This window comes from Sphingomonas sp. Root241, from assembly GCF_001428865.1.
GTDB lineage: Bacteria > Pseudomonadota > Alphaproteobacteria > Sphingomonadales > Sphingomonadaceae > Sphingomonas.
The window spans coordinates 794,318-811,775 of sequence record NZ_LMIV01000002.1 but is presented as its reverse complement, the minus strand read 5'-3'; the positions used below and the strand labels follow the sequence as shown (position 1 = coordinate 811,775).

Below are 17,458 nucleotides of genomic sequence, written 5' to 3'. Positions count from 1 at the left end.
TGTGAATTGGCAATTCGGAGCGATTTATGAAGCACGAAATTATCTCCAATCCGAGCGAATGGACCGTCCGCAGTGAGTATTGGCTACGGCAATCAATTCAATTGAGCGGCACCCGCGCATTGCGCGAACGGCGATCGACACCGCTGATCCTGACCGGCGATGGCGTTCAAATGCGCGTGGAAAAGGGGACGCTACATATTCGCGACGGATTGACCCATTATCCGCAGGAACGAGAGGACTATCGGTTCTTCAAAGGCGATCTCGATTTGCCGCCGCGCATCGTGACAGTGGATTGCAGCGGTGGCCTGTCGTTTGATGTGCTGGCATGGCTGGCCGAACAGGGCGTGACGCTGATCTGCCTCGACTGGAAGGGCGATGGCGTTTCCGTTCTTGCCTGCAATGGGTACGCCGCCGATCCGGTGAAAGTTCGATGGCAACAGGAAACGCGAGCCGACAGCGCAGCACGGCTGGCATTCGCAGCCGATCTGATCGGCAGGAAAATTGCCATCAGCCTCACGACCTTGGAACAACATATTCCGCCGTCCCGGTTGCAGACCATTGCGATCGAAAAGTCCCGCATCGGCATCGATCGGCTGGCGAACGAGAAATTTGCTGATCTCAATGCTGTGTTCGCGATCGAAGGCGAATGCGCCTCTGCTTACTTCGCAGCGTGGCAGGGGCTGGCGATCTCATGGAAAGGGACGAAGCGACACCCCGTTCCTGACGGCTGGCAAATCTATAAAGGTCGTAGTTCTCTCGCCAACGGCGTCAAACCTGAAAACCGCAACGCCTCGCATCCCGTCAATGCGCTCTTGAACTACGCCTACGCAGTCACGCTGCAACGGCTTCAAATTCAGGCAATAGCCGATGGCTATGATCCGACTTTAGGCGTCATGCACAGTGGGAAGCGCGGGAACCCTGCCTTCATCCTCGATCTAATTGAGCCGGAGCGACCAAGGATCGACGCACTGATTTTGGCCTTCGTCGCCAAGCACACTTTCAGCGGCGCGGACTTCGTTATCCGGGACAATGGCGGTTGCCGCCTATCTCCGCAGTTGGCCAAGCACGTTGCGGCGATAATCGACGGGCGACCTCAGCGCTCTTGAGCCGGGAGATCATTGGTGGTTGCGAAAAAGAGGTCCGGAAGCACGCAAGAGGTTCAAACCGAAATATACCTGTTTCGCATTGAAGAGGTGGTGCCGAACTACAGCTTTGGGATCAGCCTAGGCCAGCTACAGGTTGGCCCATACGCCGAATACCACCATACCGAGGTGGAAACGGTGTGCGTATCGCCGAAGCGATTTGCGAACCGTTCTACGAATTTCACACTCATGGGCGACCGTAGCCATACGGCAGACCTAACCCATCCCAATCAAGATTCCCGAGCACGAATTGGAGTTGGCACGCTGACAATGCGGGGCGACCAGTCGAGCTACCTCGGCTCATTGCCGCTGGATGCTGCATTACCGATTCCAGCCCTCATCCAATCGGGGGGATACAAGTTTATTTATCTCGCTGGCGAGCCGGTGCGTTACGGCTCAGCCAGCATCCGCTATATCAGCTTCTATCACGACTATGACGTGAACGAGCTTTGAGTTGCTAAGCGCACTGATCGGTAGAATGCGTCGTCCAAGGTGAGGATATGTTTACCACCCGGCCTTGTGCCGGGGTCCACCGCGAGGCAGGTGAGCCGTTCACGCCTCTTGCTGCTCGATCGAGGCATAGTGGACCCCGGCACAAGGCCGGGGTGACGGAGAAAGCGGGTCCGGCTAGGGAATGCGAATGCCCGCAACCCCCGCCTGGCCGCCGCAATCCACGCCGCGCCTGTTCGTCGAGACCGAGCTCGCGCCCGGCCCGCTGCGTGTCGACGGGCCGCCGGCGCATTATCTGATCCAGGTGATGCGGCTAAAGGCTGGCGATCCGGTCAAGCTTTTCGACGACAAAACCGGTGAATGGCTCGGCATCGCGCAGGCTGTGGGCAAGCGCGACCTCGTGCTCGACGTGACCGGCAAGCTGCGCGAACGCGAGCCGGTTCCCGACCTGTGGCTGTGCGCCGCGCCGATCAAGAAGGGCCGGATCGACTGGGTCGCGGAAAAGGCGTGCGAGCTCGGCGTCGCGCGGCTGGCGCCGGTGCTTACCCGGCGTGCAGTGGTCGACAAGCTCAATTTGGATCGACTGCGCAGCCATATGATCGAGGCCGCCGAGCAATGCGGCCGCACCGCGCTCCCCGAGCTGGTCGAGCCGGCCAAGCTGGCCGCGATGCTGCGCGATTGGCCCGCCGAGCGAACCCTGTTCTTCGCAGACGAGACCGGCGGCTTGCCCGCGCTGGAGGCGATGCGTAGCCACCCCGGCCCAGCCGCGATCCTCGTCGGCCCCGAAGGCGGCTTCGATCCCGAGGAGCGTGAGGCGATCCGTGCCCATCCGAAAGCGGTGGGAATCGCGCTGGGACCGCGTATTCTGCGCGCCGAAACCGCGGCGGCAGCGGCCGTAAGTCTCTGGATGGGAACGGTCGGGGATTGGTGACCGAACGGTACGAAATTGCCACTGGCGCGTGCCCGCACGCGCAGCTAAAGGCCCGCGGATGAGCACGAAGACCGTTTCGAACAGCAACGCAGCGGTCATCGAGGACCGTGCTCAGCTGGTGGAATATTTTGCCCGCGGCGAGAAGCCGAAGGACCGCTGGCGGATCGGCACCGAACACGAGAAGTTCGTCTATTGGAAGACGCCCGATCATCGCGCCCCCAGCTATGAGGAACCCGGCGGCATCCACGCGCTGCTGATCGGCCTCACCCATTATGGCTGGAAGCCCGTCTACGAGGGCGAGAACATCATCGCGCTCTCGGGCCCCGATGGCGCGATCAGCCTCGAGCCCGCCGGCCAGTTCGAGCTTTCGGGCGCCCCGCTCGAGAATCTGCACGAGACCTGCGCCGAAACCGGGCGCCACCTTCAACAGGTCAAGGAAGTCGGCGACCGGCTCGGCATCGGCTTTCTCGGCCTCGGCATGTGGCACGACAAGACGCGCGCCGAGCTGCCGATCATGCCCAAGGGGCGGTATGAAATCATGCTGCGCCACATGCCGCGCGTCGGCAATCTCGGGCTCGACATGATGCTGCGGACCTGCACGATCCAGGTCAATCTCGATTACGGCTCCGAAGCCGACATGGCGAAGAAGTTCCGCGTCGGGCTCGCGCTCCAGCCGCTTGCGACTGCGCTCTTCGCCAACTCGCCCTTCACCGAGGGCAAGCCCAACGGCTTTCTCAGCTTCCGCAGCCATATCTGGTCGGACACCGATCCGGCACGCACCGGCATGCTGCCCTTCGTGTTCGAGGAGGGTTTCGGATATGAGCGCTACACCGACTATGCCCTCGATGTGCCGATGTACTTCGTCTACCGCGACGGCAAATATATCGACGCCGCCGGGCAGAGCTTCCGCGATTTCCTGAAGGGCGAATTGCCCGCTTATCCCGGACACAAGCCGACGATCGACGATTGGGCGGATCACCTGTCGACCGCCTTCCCCGAAGTGCGGATGAAGCAGTTCCTCGAGATGCGCGGCGCCGATGGCGGGCGCTGGGGGCGAATCTGCGCGCTGCCGGCTTTCTGGGTCGGATTGCTCTATGACGATGCCGCGCTCGATGCGGCGTGGGAGCTGGTCAAGAACTGGTCGATGGAGGAGCGCGAGGCGCTGCGCAGCGCCGTTCCGAAGCTCGCACTCGACGCGCCGATCCCCGGCGGCGGCACCCTCCGCAACATCGCCGGCGAAGTGCTCGATATTGCGGCGGCGGGGCTCAATGCCCGTGCCCGGATCAATGCCTCGGGCGATAACGAGAGCGGCTTCCTCGATCCGCTCCGCGAGATCGTCCGCACCGGCAAGGTGCCCGCGCAGGTGCTGCTCGATCGCTTCAACGGCGATTGGGGCGGCGATATCACGCGCGTCTACGAAGAAGCGAAGTTCTAGAGCGTCCGGCTCGAATTCCTCCCCCGCATGCACGAGGGAGGAATTTCACGTGCGTCAGTTGGACGGCGCCAGCTTGGTGTTGAGCACCCAGCCGACATTGTCGTTCTCGTCGGCGACTTCCCACCACAGCCCGTTCTTGTTGCCGGTGGGATAGACGATCGCGCCCGTCGGCAGCGTCCGCAGGACCCTGGCGGAAGCCGAGGCGGATGCGCGCAATGCGACGGGAGCCTGCGCAGTGAAGGTCTTGGTCGGTGTCGCGCCCGCCGTGCCTTCGTCGCCATCGCGCACCAGCCCGAGACCGGTGACCATCCGGCTATATGCCTGGATGAACGACAAAGTGACGATGCGGCCGATATCAGTGTTGTCATAGCCGCCGCCGACCGCGCCGCCGATCGCGAGGAAGCCGCCGCCGCCGAACGACAGATTGTTCTTGGCGGCATAGCCCTCTTCGACGGCGATCGTCTCGGTGGTGCGGACGTTGGTCAGCGAGAGCTGGGTGTTGGCTTCCATCTTCTTGCTCTTGATGCCGCCGAGCAGGCCGCCGACGCGCCCGCCGACCAGCCCGCCGATCCCGCCGGCAGCGCCGCTGCCGCTGACGTTGCTGTTCGCGCTCTGGATCTCGGCGACCAGCACATAATCGGCCGCCTTGATCTGGCCCTGGCCGACATTCGAGCCGCGCTGCATACCGAGGCCCGCGCCGATGTTGCGCTCGCGGGTCGCGGCATTGAGGCCGGTGCCGCGATCGACGATGTTGAAGCAGCCCGAACGCTGGACGAGCACGCGCAGCAGCTTCTGCGGCGGCGCCAGCTGGTTCTGGGTCCAATAGCTGGGATCGTCGCCGTCCATGATCGCGACGGTGCCCAGCTTGCGCGTGCACCGCGGCACATCGGCCGCGGCGGCTTCCTGCATCTTCTGACCCTTGGACGCACGGGCGCCCTGCGCGGCGGCCGGCGTCGCTGCCAAGGCCACGGTTGCCACTGAAATGGCGAACAACATCGCTTTCATCGGATCCCCCTATACTCGTGATCAAATGCCCAGAACTGCGCATATGGGCGAAATGACGCGAAGGCTAGTCCCGCGCGGCAAGTCGATGGGAGTTCGCAGCGCTCAGAGACGCCGACCGGTGACCCGGGCGAGCAGGCGCGGCACCGGCGCGTTGCGCGCCATCCAGGCCGAATATTCCTGATAGGCGGGATCGCTGCCGAGGTGGCGCTCCTCGGTCCTGGCGCGCCAATAATAGACGCCGCTGACGCACGCCATCACCGCGGCGTTGCGGACTGCGTCGTGCCAGCCGGTGGTGGCGAGGAACGGCATCGTCGAGAGCCACCAGAAGAGGTTCTTCGAAAGATAGGCCGGATGCCGCGTCCAGGCATAAGGGCCATGGGTCAGCACGCCGCGATGGGTGAGGTTCGAGAAGCGCAATCCGAACGCGATCGTCGCCCAGGCATAGATCGCCGTCAGCACGACCAAGATCGCACCGAGCGCACCCAACAGCCACGCATGCCCATCGAGCCAATACGACCAGTCGGCAGTGCCCTGGTGATAATCGAGCGGCCCGCCCTCGCCCATCAGCAGGAACGGCGGATAGCAGATCAACGCCGCGGTCCAGCCGGCGGCATAGGGATTGGCGGTGCGGATATGCGCATCGAGCGGGCGGAAAGTGAGGATATAACCCGCGGTCGCGAACGCCACGTCGATCACGAACATGAAGGTCACGAGATACGTCGCCAGCCCGACCGGATTGCGCAGCACGGTCATCGGATCGATCGAAACGAACTCGGCAAAGCCCGGCGGCACGATCGCGATCATGAAGGCGAGGAAGAACGCCTTCACGGCCCAGCTGCGCAGATGGTTGAAGACCGCCTCGCGGTCCCAGCCCTCCGCGCCCATCGCCCAGGCGCCGAGCGACCAGGCGCCGTCGCGCGGATCGGTCAGCTTCCGGTCGAGCCACAGCACATAGGGTATCGAGAGCACGAACAACGCCGGCGCCACCGCGACGAAGCACGACATCGCGAAGGGATAGTTCGCATAGCGAGTCTCGCCCCAGACGCGGCTCAGCGCATAGATCGCGGCGATCGCGCCCCAGGTCAGCCACAGCCCGGTGAGCTTGGTCACCGACACGTCGAGCGTCTCGCGCCACGGCCGCTTGAGACTCCAGTCGAGCCCGGTCGAGGGATTGCGATGCACCTTGTCGACCGCGAGTGACCAGACCACCATCGGCAGCGCACAGGCGGCGACGTTGACCAGCGCCGAGAACGGCCCGTCCAGCCCGAAGACATGCGCGACGACCACCCACGCGGTCATTCCGATCAGCCCGACCAGCCCGACGGCACCGCTCACCGCCGAGCGCGGACGCGGATCGGCCTTGGCACGCGCGGCGAGTGCGGGATCGTGATACATGGCCGAAACATCTAGGCCGCAATGGTTAGGGAGCGGTGAAGGATGCGGCGGGCCTGCACGCCCCTTTACCGCCTGTGATTTCAGGGCCTAAGTGCCGCCATCCCTTCCTCCCGACGAGGTCGCCAACAATGCATCGCGCGCTGCCGTTCGCCGCTCTTCTTCTCGCCACCACCGCCACCGCCACCGCGCAGAACTCCGCGCCGCAGCCGGCGCCCTATGTCGACACGATCCCCGAGGCGCGCGACGTGGCCTATCCGGGCACGATGCTGCTCGACGTCGACGCGACCGACACCCAGCGCGGCATCTTCCGGGTCAAGCAGACCATCCCCGTCGCCAAGAGCGGCCACATGGTTTTGCTTTATCCCAAGTGGCTCCAGGGCAAGCACGGTCCCCGCGGCGAGATCGAGAAGCTGACCGGGCTGCAGATCAGCGCCAACGGCAAGCGCATCCCGTGGAAGCGCGACCCGGTCGACGTCTTCGCCTTCCATATCGACGTGCCCGCGGGCGCGAAGAAGCTCGATCTCGAATTCCAGTTCGCCTCGGCGACCGCGCCCAATCAGGGCCGCATCGTGATGACGCCGGCGATGATGAGCCTGCAGTTCAACTCGATGAGCCTCTATCCGGCCGGTTATTTCGTGCGCCGCATCCCGGTGCAGGCAAGGGTGAAATATCCCGAGGGCTGGTCGGCCGCATCGGGGCTTCCTTCGAAGGCGACCGGCTCGACCTATGCCTATGAGAAGACCAATTACGAAGTGCTGGTCGATTCGCCCGTGCTCGCCGGCCGCTATTATCGCCCGTTCGCGCTCAGCCCCCGCGTTACGCTCGACGTATTCGCCGACAGCCCCGAGGAGCTCGAGGCCAAGCCCGAGCAGATCGATGCGCACAAGCGTCTCGTCGATCAGGCGGTGAAGACGATGGGGTCGCAGCAATACGACCATTATCATTTCCTGCTCTCGATCAGCGACGAGCTCGGCGGGATCGGGCTCGAGCATCACCGCAGCTCCGAGAACGGCGTCTCGCCCGGCTATTTCATCAAATGGGACGAGACCTGGGCCGAACGCGACCTGCTGCCGCACGAATATACGCATAGCTGGGACGGCAAATATCGCCGCGGCGCCGATCTCTGGGCACCCGATTACCGCACCCCCACCCGCGGCTCGCTGCTCTGGGTCTATGAGGGGCAGACCCAGTTCTGGGGCTATGTGATGCAGGCCCGGTCGGGCCTGATCAGCAAGGAGAATACGCTCGAAGGCTATGCCGCCGTCATGGCGAGCCTCGACAATCGCAAGGCGCGCGAGTGGCGGCCGATGGGCGATACCACCAACGATCCGGTGATCACGTCGCGCGCGCCCAAGGGCTGGGTGAGCTGGCAGCGCTCGGAGGATTATTACAACGAGGGCCTGCTGATCTGGATGGAAGTCGATTCGATCCTGCGCGAGCAATCGAAGGGCACCAAGTCGATCGACGATTTCGCCCGCGCCTTCTTCCAGGGCCGCGACGGCGATTATGGCGAAGTGACCTATACGTTCGACGACGTCGTCCGCACGCTGGGCGCGATCCAGCCGTACGACTGGCGCACCCTGCTCGACCGGCGCGTCAACCAGGTGTCCGAGCGCGCGCCGCTCGCCGGGTTCGAGCGCAACGGCTACAAGCTCGTCTATACCGAGGAGCCCAACAAGGCGACGCCGAAGACCAGCGTCGACCTCGCTTATTCGCTCGGGCTGACGCTTGGGCCCAAGGGCATCAGCACCGTCGCCTGGGACAGCCCGGCGTTCGACGCTGGGATCGATCTCGGCGACGAGATCGTCGCAGTGAACGGCCGCGCTTATACCGGCGATCGCTTGAAGCAGGCAGTCAAGGACGCCAAGGGAGCGAAGGACCCGATCAAGCTGCTCCTGAAGAGCGGCGATCGCTACCGCGAAGTCGCCATCGACTATCATGGCGGGCTTCGCTATCCGCACCTCGTGAAGACGGCCACGGGAGAGGCTGGCCTCGACAAGTTGCTGCAGCCCCGCTGAGACGGGGCGCGGCGCCAACCAAGCAAGGTCCGAAATGCGTATCGACTTGATTCCGGTGGGCGAGAATCCGCCGCACACTCTCAACGTCATCATCGAAGTCCCGACCGGCGGCGAGCCGGTAAAATATGAATTCGACAAGGCCAGCGGCGCGCTGTTCGTCGATCGCATCCTCCACACGCCGATGCGTTATCCGGCGAATTACGGCTTCGTGCCGCACACGCTCTCGCCCGATGGCGATCCGCTCGACGCGCTGGTGATCGCACGTTCGCCCTTCATCCCCGGCTGCGTCGTCCGCGCCCGCCCGATCGCCGTGCTCAACCTCGAGGACGAGGCCGGCGGCGACGAGAAACTGGTCTGCGTCCCCGACGACAAGACCTTTCCTTATTATTCGGACATCGAGGAAAAGGACGATCTGCCCAGCATCGTGATGGAGCAGATCGAGCACTTCTTCACCCACTATAAGGACCTCGAGAAGAAGAAGTGGGTGCGCATCGGCACCTGGGGCGGCGCCGAGGATGCGCGCCGGATTACCATCGAGGCGATCGACCGCTACAACGCGGATAAGGCGGCCGCGAAGGAATCGGTCGACGCGACCGGCGTGGATACGCCGCAAGGCTGATCCGGCCCCCTCTCCCCCGTCGGGGGAGGTGGCGAAGGCCATGGAAGGGGCGGCGATGGCACGAAGGAATTCCACGCACGGCAAGGCGATCGGCAATGTGATCGCGCCGCCGCGTTTCCTGTTGTTCATCGCCGCCACCGCCATTGCCTTGTTCTTCGCGATCCCCGCGCTGGGGCTCCACACAGGCGTGATGGTCGGCTTCGACGCCGGGGCCTCGATCTTCCTCCTGTCCGCGCTGCCGCTGCTTCGCCACCGCTCGAACGACATTCGCCGCTCGGCGAGCCGCAACGACGCCAATCGGCTGTTGCTGCTGTTCCTCACTATCGCGGTGAGCCTCGTCGTCCTCTTCGCTGTCGCCAGCGAATTGATGCAGGGCGACACGCCCGCCATGCGATCGATCCTATTGATCGTCGGCACGCTGATTCTGTGTTGGGTGTTCAGCAACACCATCTACACCCTGCACTACGCCCATCTCTATTACCGCGCCGGCGACGGCGGCGATGCCGGGGGCCTCGAATTCCCCAAGGAGCGCGAGCCCGATTACTGGGACTTCGTCTATTTCGCCTTCTGCCTGGGCATGACCTTCCAGACCAGCGACGTGAGCGTCACCGACCGCGGCATCCGCAAGGTGGTGACCCTGCACTGCCTCGCGGCGTTCGTGTTCAACCTCGGCATCGTGGCGTTCACGATCAACGTGCTGGGGGGATGATCGGCGAGCAGTCCGCTATTCCATTCGGACCTCCCCTCCCTGCAAGGGAGGGGAGCGCATCCCACCTTGCAATGTAGGATTTCACCTGCTTCGCTCGCGCCGCCGGGAAGAAGTCCCGCCGCTCTTTGACAGGTCAGCCACCCCATTCCGCATCGCGAAAGAATATTACGCGATGCACGCCGTTTCCGCCAAAAGAGTCAATTTAAGGCCCTGCGCTGCCTTTGCCTTTCTTCGGCTTCTTCTTCGGCGCCCTCTGCCCGGCGGCAATCCCCAGCGCCGCCCATTCGCGCATCGCGTCGGCATCGTCGTACACGTCCTCCGGCGCGCGGCGATAATTCATCGTGCCGATGCGGCCGTTCGGGAATTCGTAGCTGAAGCGCTCGCAACCCGCGGCATCCCACAGCGCGTCGCTCTCGGCATCGGCCTTGAACCGCAGCACACCGTCCGAAGTGACGATCGCGAACGGCGCGCCGCCGAGATAGAGCGTCGCGCCGCCCATCATCCGGCGTATCGTCACCGTGCCGATCGGCTCGAGCGCCTCGCTGACCCAGGCGACAAGGCTCTCATCGACCGCCATCACTGCGCCGTCAGCTTGAGGCCGACGATGCAGGCCACCACGCCGAGGATCAGCAGCGAGCGCACCACGGTGGCCGGCTCGCCGAACCACAGCATGCCGACCACCACCGCGCCGACCGCGCCGATACCCGTCCACACCGCATAAGCGGTCCCCATCGGAATGCTGCGCGACGCCGTCTCGAGCAGCACCATCGACAGTGTCGCCGAAACGAGGAAGCCGAGCGTCCAGGGAATGTTGCGGAAGCCATCGGCGTAGCGAAGGCAGGTGGTGAAGCCGATCTCGAAGCAACCAGCGAGAAGGAGCCAGATCCAGGCCAACTTCACCTCCCTGCGAGTTTCACCAGCGCATCGCCCGCAACGCGTTGGACACGCCATTCGTCCATGCCGACCGCGCCCATCGCGCGATAGAAGTTGATCGCCGGCTCGTTCCAGTCGAGCACCGCCCATTCGAACCGCCCGCAGCCGCGGTCGAGCGCGATGCCGGCAAGGTGCCGCAGCAATGCGGTGCCGGTTCCCGAACCCCGCGCGGCCGGAGTGACATACAGATCCTCGAGATAGATTCCGGGCCGCCCGGTCCAGGTCGAGAAATTCTGGAAGAACAGGGCGAACCCGACGGGCGCGCCGTCGAGTTCGGCGATCACAGCCTCCGCCGCCGGCCGCTCGCCGAACAGGGCACGTTCGAGCATGTCCTCGGTCGCCACGACCGCCTCCGGCTCGCGCTCGAATTCGGCGAGCTCACGCACGAGGCGCAGGATCAGCGCCACGTCGTGGGGGGTGGCGGGACGGATCTGGGTCATGTGAGCGCGGCCTCTGCTTCGGGTGCGGCACCGTGGCCGCCTTTCTTGCGCGCGGCGAGTACGCAGCCCGCCACGATCAACACGGTGCCCGCGACGGTGACGAGCGTGAGTTTTTCGCCGAACATCCACCAGCCCATCAGCGAGGCCCAGATGAACGCGGTATATTCTACGGGCAAGAGTATCTGCGCCTCGGCGCGGGCATAAGCCCAGGACAGCAGCAGCAGCGAGACGATCGCGAGCGCGGCGGCCGTGACGATCCCCGGCCAGTGCTCCGCTGCCGGCACTGCCAGCCACCACGGCGCCGCCAGCGCGAGCAGCCCGAGCACGAACAAATTCTGGAAAAAGGCGATCTCGAGCGGCTTGGCCAGCTGCGCCTGGTGCCGCGCGACGACGAGGTTCATCGCATAGACCACCGCCGAGAAAAGCACCGCGATCATGCCGATCACGGTCTCGCGGCTGTGCGTGCCGCCCACGCGCCCGGCGACGACGACCGCCACGCCGGCGAGCCCGAGCAGCGATCCCCACACCGATTGCGCCCCGATCCGCTCCTTGAGGAACAATGCGGCGAGCCCCAGCGCGATGAGCGGGGCGATGAACGATAAGGCGATCGCCTCGGCCAGCGGCACGCGGACGATGCCCCAGAAGAAGGAGATCGCCATCACCGCGACGAGGATGCTGCGCGCGAAATGCACCTGCATCGTGCCCCGGCTGGGCAAGGTCGGCCGCGTGAAGGCGTAGATCGCGCCCGTCAGCAGCACCGCGACGCCGAGCCGCCAGACCAAAGTGTTGTAGGCGCCGATCTCGATCGAAACGGCCTTCATCACCGCGTCCATGATCGAATAGAGCGCTATCCCGGCCGTCGCGGCGCCTAAAGCAGCAGTATTGGAAGCCCGCATAGGGCGCGCATAGCCGCCCCATGCGGCCGCGTCACGTGCCGCTTGCTTAGCGGAGCCGCATCTCGTCGCCGGTCAGGTGCACTGAGCGCAGCTTTCGCAGATAGGATTGGCCGAGCAGCGACACGTCGAGATCCTCGATCACCGCCGCATGCACGTCGCGCACCCGTTTCCCGTCGAGGACGATGTCGTCGATCATCACCCGCTGGCCCATCACGTCGCCCGCGGCGCCGCGTGCCACCACTTCGAACTGGTCGGGATCGAATTTCACCCTGGCGCGCCGCGCATCGTCGAGTGTCAGCGCCACCATGTCGGCGCCGGTATCGACGAGGAACTTGGTCATCTCGCCGTCGACTTCGGCAAAGGCGAAGAAATGCCCCCGATTGTCCGGCTGGATCACGGTCTCCACCGGCACGTCGACGGGCTCCGCGGCAGTGGCAGCCGCAGCCACCGGAGCCGGCGCGCGCTTCACCGGCGCCATCACGCCGATGACGATGCCGATCGCTATTACCGAGAGGAAAGCCCAACGCATGACATGCAGGGACTAAAGCGATCCGCTTACCAGCCGGCTAACGCGCTCGCGAAAAGATCACGATACCCGCGCACGCCAGTCGGCAGGAAGCCTGGTCGCCCCGCGAACCCGCGACGCGACCAACCAGTCGAGCACGAACAGCGCCGCTGCGACCCCGGCGACGGCGCACAACATGGTGCGGAGCTGCAACGTCCAGCCTTGGTCAAAGCCGAGAAGGAGGAGATGAAGGACTGGCGCGATCAGAAAGGCGAGCCCTATCCAGCCGGCCCATCTCGCGAGCCTGTAGACAATCCCGAACCGCATCGGCTCGCGGATGCGAAGCCCATCCGGCAATTCCATCCGGTGAACGATCCCTGGTGCGAGTTCGCGCAGTGCGAGCCACATCAGCATCTGCCGGGCGAGAAGGACGACGATGCCGAGCGCAAACGCTTCCGCGAGCAGCACGACCTGGTCCGGACTCACTCCGCCGCCTGCGCGGCTGCGCTCTCCGCCGCCTCGATCTCCGCCGCCTTGGCTTCGACGAGCTGGACGATGTGCGAAATCATGTCGGCGTCCTGGACATGGTGGTCGGTCACGCCCGACAGATAGACCATGTGCTTGCCGTTGCCGCCGCCGGTGATGCCGATATCGGTCTCGCGCGCCTCGCCGGGCCCGTTGACGACGCAGCCGAGCACCGAGAGCGACATCGGTGTGCGGATATGCTGAAGCCGTTCCTCCAATGCCTGGACGGTGCGGATCACGTCGAAGCCCTGCCGCGCACAGCTCGGGCAGCTCACTACGCGGACGCCCCTGTTGCGGATGCCGAGCGCCTTGAGGATCTCGAAGCCGACGCGGACCTCTTCCTCGGGCTCAGCGGAGAGGCTGACGCGGATCGTGTCGCCGATCCCGTACCAGAGCAGGCTGCCGATCCCGATCGATGACTTGACCGTCCCGCCGACGAACCCGCCCGCCTCGGTGATGCCGAGATGCAAGGGGCAATCGACCTGGTCGGCGAGCTGCTGATAGGCGGCGACCGCGAGGAACAGGTCGCTCGCCTTCACCGCGACCTTGAATTGGTGGAAATCGCGATCCTGGAGCAATTTGATGTGGTCGAGCGCGGATTCGACCAAAGCCTCGGGGCATGGCTCGCCATATTTTTCGAGCAGGTCCTTCTCCAGGCTCCCGCCATTGACGCCGATCCGGATCGCGCAGCCGTTCGCCTTGGCGGCGTTGACCACTTCGTTGACGCGTTCGGCACTGCCGATATTGCCCGGGTTGATCCGCAGGCAGGCAGCACCCGCATCGGCGGCTTCGAGTGCGCGCTTATAGTGGAAATGGATGTCGGCGACGATCGGCACGCGCGCGGCGCGGACGATCTGCTTGAGTGCCGCAGTGCTCTCCACATCGGGGCACGAGACGCGGATGATGTCGACGCCCGCATCCTCGCAGCGGCGGATCTGGTCGATCGTCGCCTTGGGATCGCTCGTCGCGGTGTTGGTCATCGTCTGCACCGTCACCGGCGCATCGCCGCCCACGGGGACGTTGCCCACCATGATCTGGCGGCTTTGTCGACGCACGATATCGCGCCACGGGCGGAGGGACATGGACTTCCTTGCTAACGCTTTGCTTACTCGGGCCGCATATAGACCTCAGCGCCCCGCCGCGAAAGGCGCGAGTGGCGAAGGACAAGGCTTTGACGGCGCCGCGCGCGACTATCGGTATTTCGACGAGCCAGCGCCACTACGGCATGGACTGGCTGCGCATCGCCGCGTTCGCGCTGCTGATCGTCTATCACGTCGCGATGGTGTTCGCGCCCTGGGCGTGGGTGATCAAGACGAGTCATTCCTATCCCGCGCTGATCGCGCCCATGGCACTGCTGACGCCGTGGCGATTGCCCTTGCTGTTCGCCGTCTCGGGCTATGCCTCGCGCAAATTGTTCGATCGCTCGGGCGGCGCCCTGCCCTTCGCACGCTCGCGCGCCCTGCGGCTGCTCGTGCCGCTCGCTTTCGGCATGGTCGCGATCGTACCGGTCGAGATGTGGGTGCGCGTGATGGAGACCGGCTATCCCTATGGCTATCTGCGTTTCTGGACCGTGGATTATTGGCGCGCAGGCGATTTCTACGGCCGCGAGTTCCCGAGCTGGGAGCATCTCTGGTTCGTCGCCTATCTCGCCGCCTATTCGCTGCTGCTGGCGGGCCTGATCGGCTGGCGCGGCGACGCGGTGATTGCCTGGCTGGCGCGCGCCGCCGATTGGCTCGCGCAAGGGTCGCGGCTGCTCTGGGTGCCGCTCGCGGCGCTGGTGACATTGCGGCTCGGGCTGCTGTTCGTCGTATCGGAACGCCAGGGACTGGTCAGTGATTGGAGCGGCCACAGCCAATATGTGCCGATGTTCCTGTTCGGCTTCGCACTCGCGGGGGCGCCGCAGGTCTGGCCAGCGATCGCCCGGTTGTGGAAAGCCGCGATTATGATCGCGACGGTCGCCGGCGCAGCGATCGTGGCGATCGAGCTCGCCTGGCCGGGAACCGCGATCCCGCCGCACGGATGGATGGCGCTCGATCGCGCCGCGCGTGTGGCGATGGCGTGGAGCATGGTCATTGCGTTGTTCCATGTCGCGGAGCGCTGGTGGAACCGCGATCATGTATGGCGCAAGCCGCTCGCCGAGGCGGTCTTCCCATTCTACATCGTCCATCACCCGGCGATCGTGGTGATCGCCTGGTACAGCCTGCCGATGGACCTGAACCCCTTCGCCGAATTCGCGCTGCTGCTCACGGGCACGGCGGCGGTCTGTTGCGCCGTCTATAGGGTCGGCCGCCGAATCGGCTGGTTGCGCCCGTTGATCGGCCTCGCTTCAAAGCCCGCCGCGGTAGCGCCGGCTGCCGCGCAGCGTGGCGCCGCTTTCGAGCGTGACGGTGAAATCGCCGCTCTTGTCGGTCTCGACGCTGCGCACCGCGGCGCGACGGACGATCCGCCCGCGATGAATGCGCACGAAGCCCGGGCCTAGCCGCTCGGTGAGTGCCGCCAGGGTCGAGCGGTGGAGCAACGTTCGCCCACTCCAGACGATCTCGACATAATTGCCCGCCGCCGAAGCCGATTCGATCGCCGCGACGGGAACGCGGTGGGTGACGCTGCCGTCCGCGACGAGCAGCACATCGCTCTCCACCGAAGCCGTGGGCGTCGGCCGTGCGAGCAGCCACTGCGCATAAGCGAGGAACAGGGCCGCCAGCAGATAGGTCGCGGCATCCTTGCGATATTCGTAGAGCAACGTCATCGGCCACGATCCCAGGTCGTAGCGCTCGCCGCCCGCAGCATAGACGAACATGCGCAGGACGACCATCGCAAGGACATGCACGAGCGACACCGGAACCGTCGCGAGTGCATGGAGCAGCACCGCCACCGGCAAGGAGAAGCGCGGCGGCCGCAGCCGCGCCACCAGCCAGCCGAGCACCGGCATCAGCGCCAGCCAGACCACAACGCTGGTCAGCTGCCACGTCCAGACATGCGCGCGGCTCTCGATCACGCCGAGCTTGGCCATGTCCTCGAGCGTCGATTCGACATTGGCGATCGACTGGACCGTCAGGAACCCGGCCAGCCCCAGAGCGAGCCACAGCAGCCGGCGCCGGCGAAGTGCATCGCCGCTCGTCACGTCTTCGCCGCCGTTCGTCCCTGCCCCGCTTTCGCCCATCCCAGCCTGTCCGCCGCTTCTCCCATCTCGATACCGGGCCGTGCCGCCCCCCGCTAGCCGATTGCGCATGGACTATCGGGAGGCGCTGGAATGGAACGGCATTACGGAATGGACTGGTTGCGGATCGGGGCGTTCGCGCTGCTGATCCTCTATCACATCGGCATGTTCTTCGTGCCCTGGGGCTGGCATGTGAAGACCGCGGTGCCGCTCGGCTGGGTACAGCTGCCGATGCTGGCGACCAATGCGTGGCGGCTGCCGTTGCTGTTCACCGTCTCGGGATTCGCGACCGCCGCGGTGCTCGGTAAATCCATGGGCATAGGAAGCTTCCTGCGCGACCGCACCGTCCGGCTGATCGTCCCGACGCTGTTTGCCGCGGTGCTGATCATCCCGCCCCAGCCCTGGATCGAACTGGTCACGCAGCATGGCTATGCCGGCAGCCTCTGGCACTTCTGGATGGGGGATTATTTCCGTTTCGGAACGCTCGACGGGATCGTGCTGCCGACATGGCAGCATCTGTGGTTCGTCGTCTATCTCTGGGTCTATACACTCGCGCTCGGCGCGATCCTCGCGCTGACGCCCGGCGCCGCGCGGGCGAGCTTCGCCCGCTTTGCCGACGATCTGCTGAGCGGCTCCGGGTTGCTGCTCGTCCCGCTCGCCTGGCTGGCGGTGCACATGGCGATCGGCGGCCCTCGCGCGGAGCCGACGCATGCGCTGGTCGGCGACTGGACCGCGCATCGCATGTATTTCCCCGCCTTCGCCTTCGGTTTCTTCCTCGCCGACGCGCCGCGGACCTGGGCGGCGATCCGGCGCTGGTGGCGAGTCGCGGGCGTGCTCGCCATCCTCGGTTTTGCCGTCGTCGCGGGCATCCTGCTGCTATGGATGGCGGGCGTGGTGCCCGATACCGAGCTCGGCCTGCCCTTCGCGGCGGGGCGGCTGACCATGGGCTGGTGCGCGATCGTCGCGTTGATCGGCCTCGCCGACAGCTTCTGGAACCGCGACCACCCTTGGCGGCGCACGCTCACCGAGGCGGTGTTCCCCTTCTACATCATCCATCAGACGATCATCGTGGTCCTCGGCTGGTATCTGCTCCGCTTCGCATTGCCGCCGGCGGCCGAGTTCGCCGCGTTGCTCGTGGCAACCGTGGCGGGGTGCTGGCTGTTCTATTTCGGCGGCCGCGAGGCCGGCTGGCTGCGGCCGCTGATCGGATTGCGACCGCTGGCGCGCCGACCGCGATCTGCTACGGAGGCGGCATCGATCCCCGGAGTGCCGTGATGCGCCTCTTGCCTCTCTTGCTC

General features: G+C 65.2%; 18 protein-coding genes and 1 pseudogene. 9 read left to right on the top strand and 10 right to left on the bottom strand.

Annotated elements, in window-relative coordinates; translation table 11 throughout:
- Positions 1-26 precede the first annotated feature (26 nt).
- From cas1 to ASE13_RS14460, 4 genes are all read left to right on the top strand, one after another.
- A complete protein-coding gene (gene cas1 / locus ASE13_RS14475) occupies positions 27-1,106 on the top strand; it encodes a CRISPR-associated endonuclease Cas1 (protein WP_056617202.1) in 1,080 nt (359 codons plus the stop codon).
- 15 nt (positions 1,107-1,121) lie between these two features.
- Positions 1,122-1,595: a hypothetical protein gene (locus ASE13_RS19910; RefSeq protein ID WP_156404897.1), complete on the top strand. Its 474-nt coding sequence runs from the start codon at positions 1,122-1,124 to the stop codon at positions 1,593-1,595.
- A gap of 187 nt (positions 1,596-1,782) precedes the next feature.
- Complete coding sequence (locus tag ASE13_RS14465) at positions 1,783-2,523, top strand: 16S rRNA (uracil(1498)-N(3))-methyltransferase (protein ID WP_056617196.1); 741 nt, start codon at positions 1,783-1,785, stop codon at positions 2,521-2,523.
- 58 nt (positions 2,524-2,581) lie between these two features.
- Positions 2,582-3,958, top strand: coding sequence for a glutamate--cysteine ligase (locus tag ASE13_RS14460; RefSeq protein WP_056617193.1), 1,377 nt, complete (start codon positions 2,582-2,584; stop codon positions 3,956-3,958).
- Between the two features lie 54 nt (positions 3,959-4,012).
- Here the strand turns inward: ASE13_RS14460 and ASE13_RS14455 are convergent, their stop codons facing one another.
- Together ASE13_RS14455 and ASE13_RS14450 are read right to left on the bottom strand one after the other, a co-directional pair.
- On the bottom strand, positions 4,013-4,963 hold the full coding sequence (locus ASE13_RS14455; protein WP_056617192.1) for a CsgG/HfaB family protein: 951 nt from the start codon (positions 4,961-4,963) through the stop codon (positions 4,013-4,015).
- Between the two features lie 102 nt (positions 4,964-5,065).
- On the bottom strand, positions 5,066-6,358 hold the full coding sequence (locus ASE13_RS14450) for a methyltransferase family protein (RefSeq protein ID WP_200955719.1): 1,293 nt from the start codon (positions 6,356-6,358) through the stop codon (positions 5,066-5,068).
- A gap of 128 nt (positions 6,359-6,486) precedes the next feature.
- Between ASE13_RS14450 and ASE13_RS14445 the strand changes: the two genes are divergently transcribed.
- The 3 genes from ASE13_RS14445 to ASE13_RS14435 are packed head-to-tail and all read left to right on the top strand — an operon-like array spanning position 6,487 to position 9,704.
- Positions 6,487-8,376 (top strand): M61 family metallopeptidase, encoded by a 1,890-nt coding sequence (locus tag ASE13_RS14445; RefSeq protein ID WP_056617189.1) that lies wholly within the window; start codon positions 6,487-6,489, stop codon positions 8,374-8,376.
- A 34-nt stretch (positions 8,377-8,410) separates the two neighbouring features.
- On the top strand, positions 8,411-8,995 hold the full coding sequence (gene ppa / locus ASE13_RS14440; RefSeq protein ID WP_056617186.1) for an inorganic diphosphatase: 585 nt from the start codon (positions 8,411-8,413) through the stop codon (positions 8,993-8,995).
- A 55-nt stretch (positions 8,996-9,050) separates the two neighbouring features.
- A complete protein-coding gene (locus tag ASE13_RS14435) occupies positions 9,051-9,704 on the top strand; it encodes a DUF1345 domain-containing protein (protein ID WP_200955717.1) in 654 nt (217 codons plus the stop codon).
- Between the two features lie 202 nt (positions 9,705-9,906).
- Here ASE13_RS14435 and ASE13_RS14430 read toward each other — a convergent pair whose 3' ends face one another.
- Genes ASE13_RS14430 through ispG form a run of 7 tightly spaced genes read right to left on the bottom strand, consistent with a single transcriptional unit; the run spans position 9,907 to position 14,085 of the window.
- The gene (locus tag ASE13_RS14430; RefSeq protein WP_056617183.1) at positions 9,907-10,281 is read right to left on the bottom strand and encodes a TfoX/Sxy family protein; all 375 of its coding nucleotides are present in this window, start codon (positions 10,279-10,281) and stop codon (positions 9,907-9,909) included.
- Positions 10,281-10,598 (bottom strand): DMT family transporter, encoded by a 318-nt coding sequence (locus ASE13_RS14425; RefSeq protein ID WP_056617908.1) that lies wholly within the window; start codon positions 10,596-10,598, stop codon positions 10,281-10,283. The genes ASE13_RS14430 and ASE13_RS14425 overlap by 1 nt, the downstream gene beginning before the upstream one ends.
- 2 nt (positions 10,599-10,600) lie before the next feature.
- Positions 10,601-11,077 (bottom strand): GNAT family N-acetyltransferase, encoded by a 477-nt coding sequence (locus ASE13_RS14420; protein WP_056617180.1) that lies wholly within the window; start codon positions 11,075-11,077, stop codon positions 10,601-10,603.
- Positions 11,074-11,973 (bottom strand): DMT family transporter, encoded by a 900-nt coding sequence (locus ASE13_RS14415; protein WP_056617177.1) that lies wholly within the window; start codon positions 11,971-11,973, stop codon positions 11,074-11,076. Before ASE13_RS14415 ends, ASE13_RS14420 begins: the two co-directional genes overlap by 4 nt.
- 46 nt (positions 11,974-12,019) lie before the next feature.
- Complete coding sequence (locus tag ASE13_RS14410) at positions 12,020-12,502, bottom strand: TIGR02281 family clan AA aspartic protease (protein WP_056617174.1); 483 nt, start codon at positions 12,500-12,502, stop codon at positions 12,020-12,022.
- Positions 12,503-12,559: 57 nt separating this feature from the next.
- Entirely contained in the window at positions 12,560-12,946 is a 387-nt protein-coding gene (locus tag ASE13_RS14405) for a hypothetical protein (RefSeq protein ID WP_162254702.1), read from the bottom strand.
- 14 nt (positions 12,947-12,960) lie between these two features.
- Positions 12,961-14,085: a flavodoxin-dependent (E)-4-hydroxy-3-methylbut-2-enyl-diphosphate synthase gene (gene ispG, locus ASE13_RS14400; RefSeq protein ID WP_056617168.1), complete on the bottom strand. Its 1,125-nt coding sequence runs from the start codon at positions 14,083-14,085 to the stop codon at positions 12,961-12,963.
- A gap of 143 nt (positions 14,086-14,228) precedes the next feature.
- On the opposite strand from ispG, the pseudogene ASE13_RS14395 reads away from it, so the two are divergent.
- Positions 14,229-15,272 (top strand): annotated as a pseudogene (locus tag ASE13_RS14395) (acyltransferase family protein); the annotation flags it as partial.
- Between the two features lie 57 nt (positions 15,273-15,329).
- On the opposite strand, the gene ASE13_RS20295 reads toward ASE13_RS14395, so the two are convergent.
- Complete coding sequence (locus tag ASE13_RS20295; protein WP_162254700.1) at positions 15,330-16,163, bottom strand: LytTR family DNA-binding domain-containing protein; 834 nt, start codon at positions 16,161-16,163, stop codon at positions 15,330-15,332.
- A 90-nt stretch (positions 16,164-16,253) separates the two neighbouring features.
- Here ASE13_RS20295 and ASE13_RS14390 point away from each other — a divergent pair, with 90 nt between their 5' ends.
- The gene (locus tag ASE13_RS14390; RefSeq protein WP_056617162.1) at positions 16,254-17,435 is read left to right on the top strand and encodes an acyltransferase family protein; all 1,182 of its coding nucleotides are present in this window, start codon (positions 16,254-16,256) and stop codon (positions 17,433-17,435) included.
- Positions 17,436-17,458 lie beyond the last annotated feature (23 nt).

Coding starts and splice junctions, on each gene's coding strand:
- ASE13_RS14430 (WP_056617183.1), bottom strand. CDS start 10,281: ATGGCGGTCGATGAGAGCCTTGTCGCCTGGGTCAGCGAGGCGCTCGAG.
- ispG (WP_056617168.1), bottom strand. CDS start 14,085: ATGTCCCTCCGCCCGTGGCGCGATATCGTGCGTCGACAAAGCCGCCAG.
- ASE13_RS14465 (WP_056617196.1), top strand. CDS start 1,783: ATGCCCGCAACCCCCGCCTGGCCGCCGCAATCCACGCCGCGCCTGTTC.
- ASE13_RS14415 (WP_056617177.1), bottom strand. CDS start 11,973: ATGCGGGCTTCCAATACTGCTGCTTTAGGCGCCGCGACGGCCGGGATA.
- ASE13_RS20295 (WP_162254700.1), bottom strand. CDS start 16,163: ATGGGCGAAAGCGGGGCAGGGACGAACGGCGGCGAAGACGTGACGAGC.
- ASE13_RS14450 (WP_200955719.1), bottom strand. CDS start 6,358: ATGTATCACGATCCCGCACTCGCCGCGCGTGCCAAGGCCGATCCGCGT.
- ppa (WP_056617186.1), top strand. CDS start 8,411: ATGCGTATCGACTTGATTCCGGTGGGCGAGAATCCGCCGCACACTCTC.
- ASE13_RS14455 (WP_056617192.1), bottom strand. CDS start 4,963: ATGAAAGCGATGTTGTTCGCCATTTCAGTGGCAACCGTGGCCTTGGCA.
- ASE13_RS14410 (WP_056617174.1), bottom strand. CDS start 12,502: ATGCGTTGGGCTTTCCTCTCGGTAATAGCGATCGGCATCGTCATCGGC.
- ASE13_RS14445 (WP_056617189.1), top strand. CDS start 6,487: ATGCATCGCGCGCTGCCGTTCGCCGCTCTTCTTCTCGCCACCACCGCC.
- ASE13_RS14435 (WP_200955717.1), top strand. CDS start 9,051: ATGGCACGAAGGAATTCCACGCACGGCAAGGCGATCGGCAATGTGATC.
- cas1 (WP_056617202.1), top strand. CDS start 27: ATGAAGCACGAAATTATCTCCAATCCGAGCGAATGGACCGTCCGCAGT.
- ASE13_RS14390 (WP_056617162.1), top strand. CDS start 16,254: ATGGAACGGCATTACGGAATGGACTGGTTGCGGATCGGGGCGTTCGCG.
- ASE13_RS14420 (WP_056617180.1), bottom strand. CDS start 11,077: ATGACCCAGATCCGTCCCGCCACCCCCCACGACGTGGCGCTGATCCTG.
- ASE13_RS14460 (WP_056617193.1), top strand. CDS start 2,582: ATGAGCACGAAGACCGTTTCGAACAGCAACGCAGCGGTCATCGAGGAC.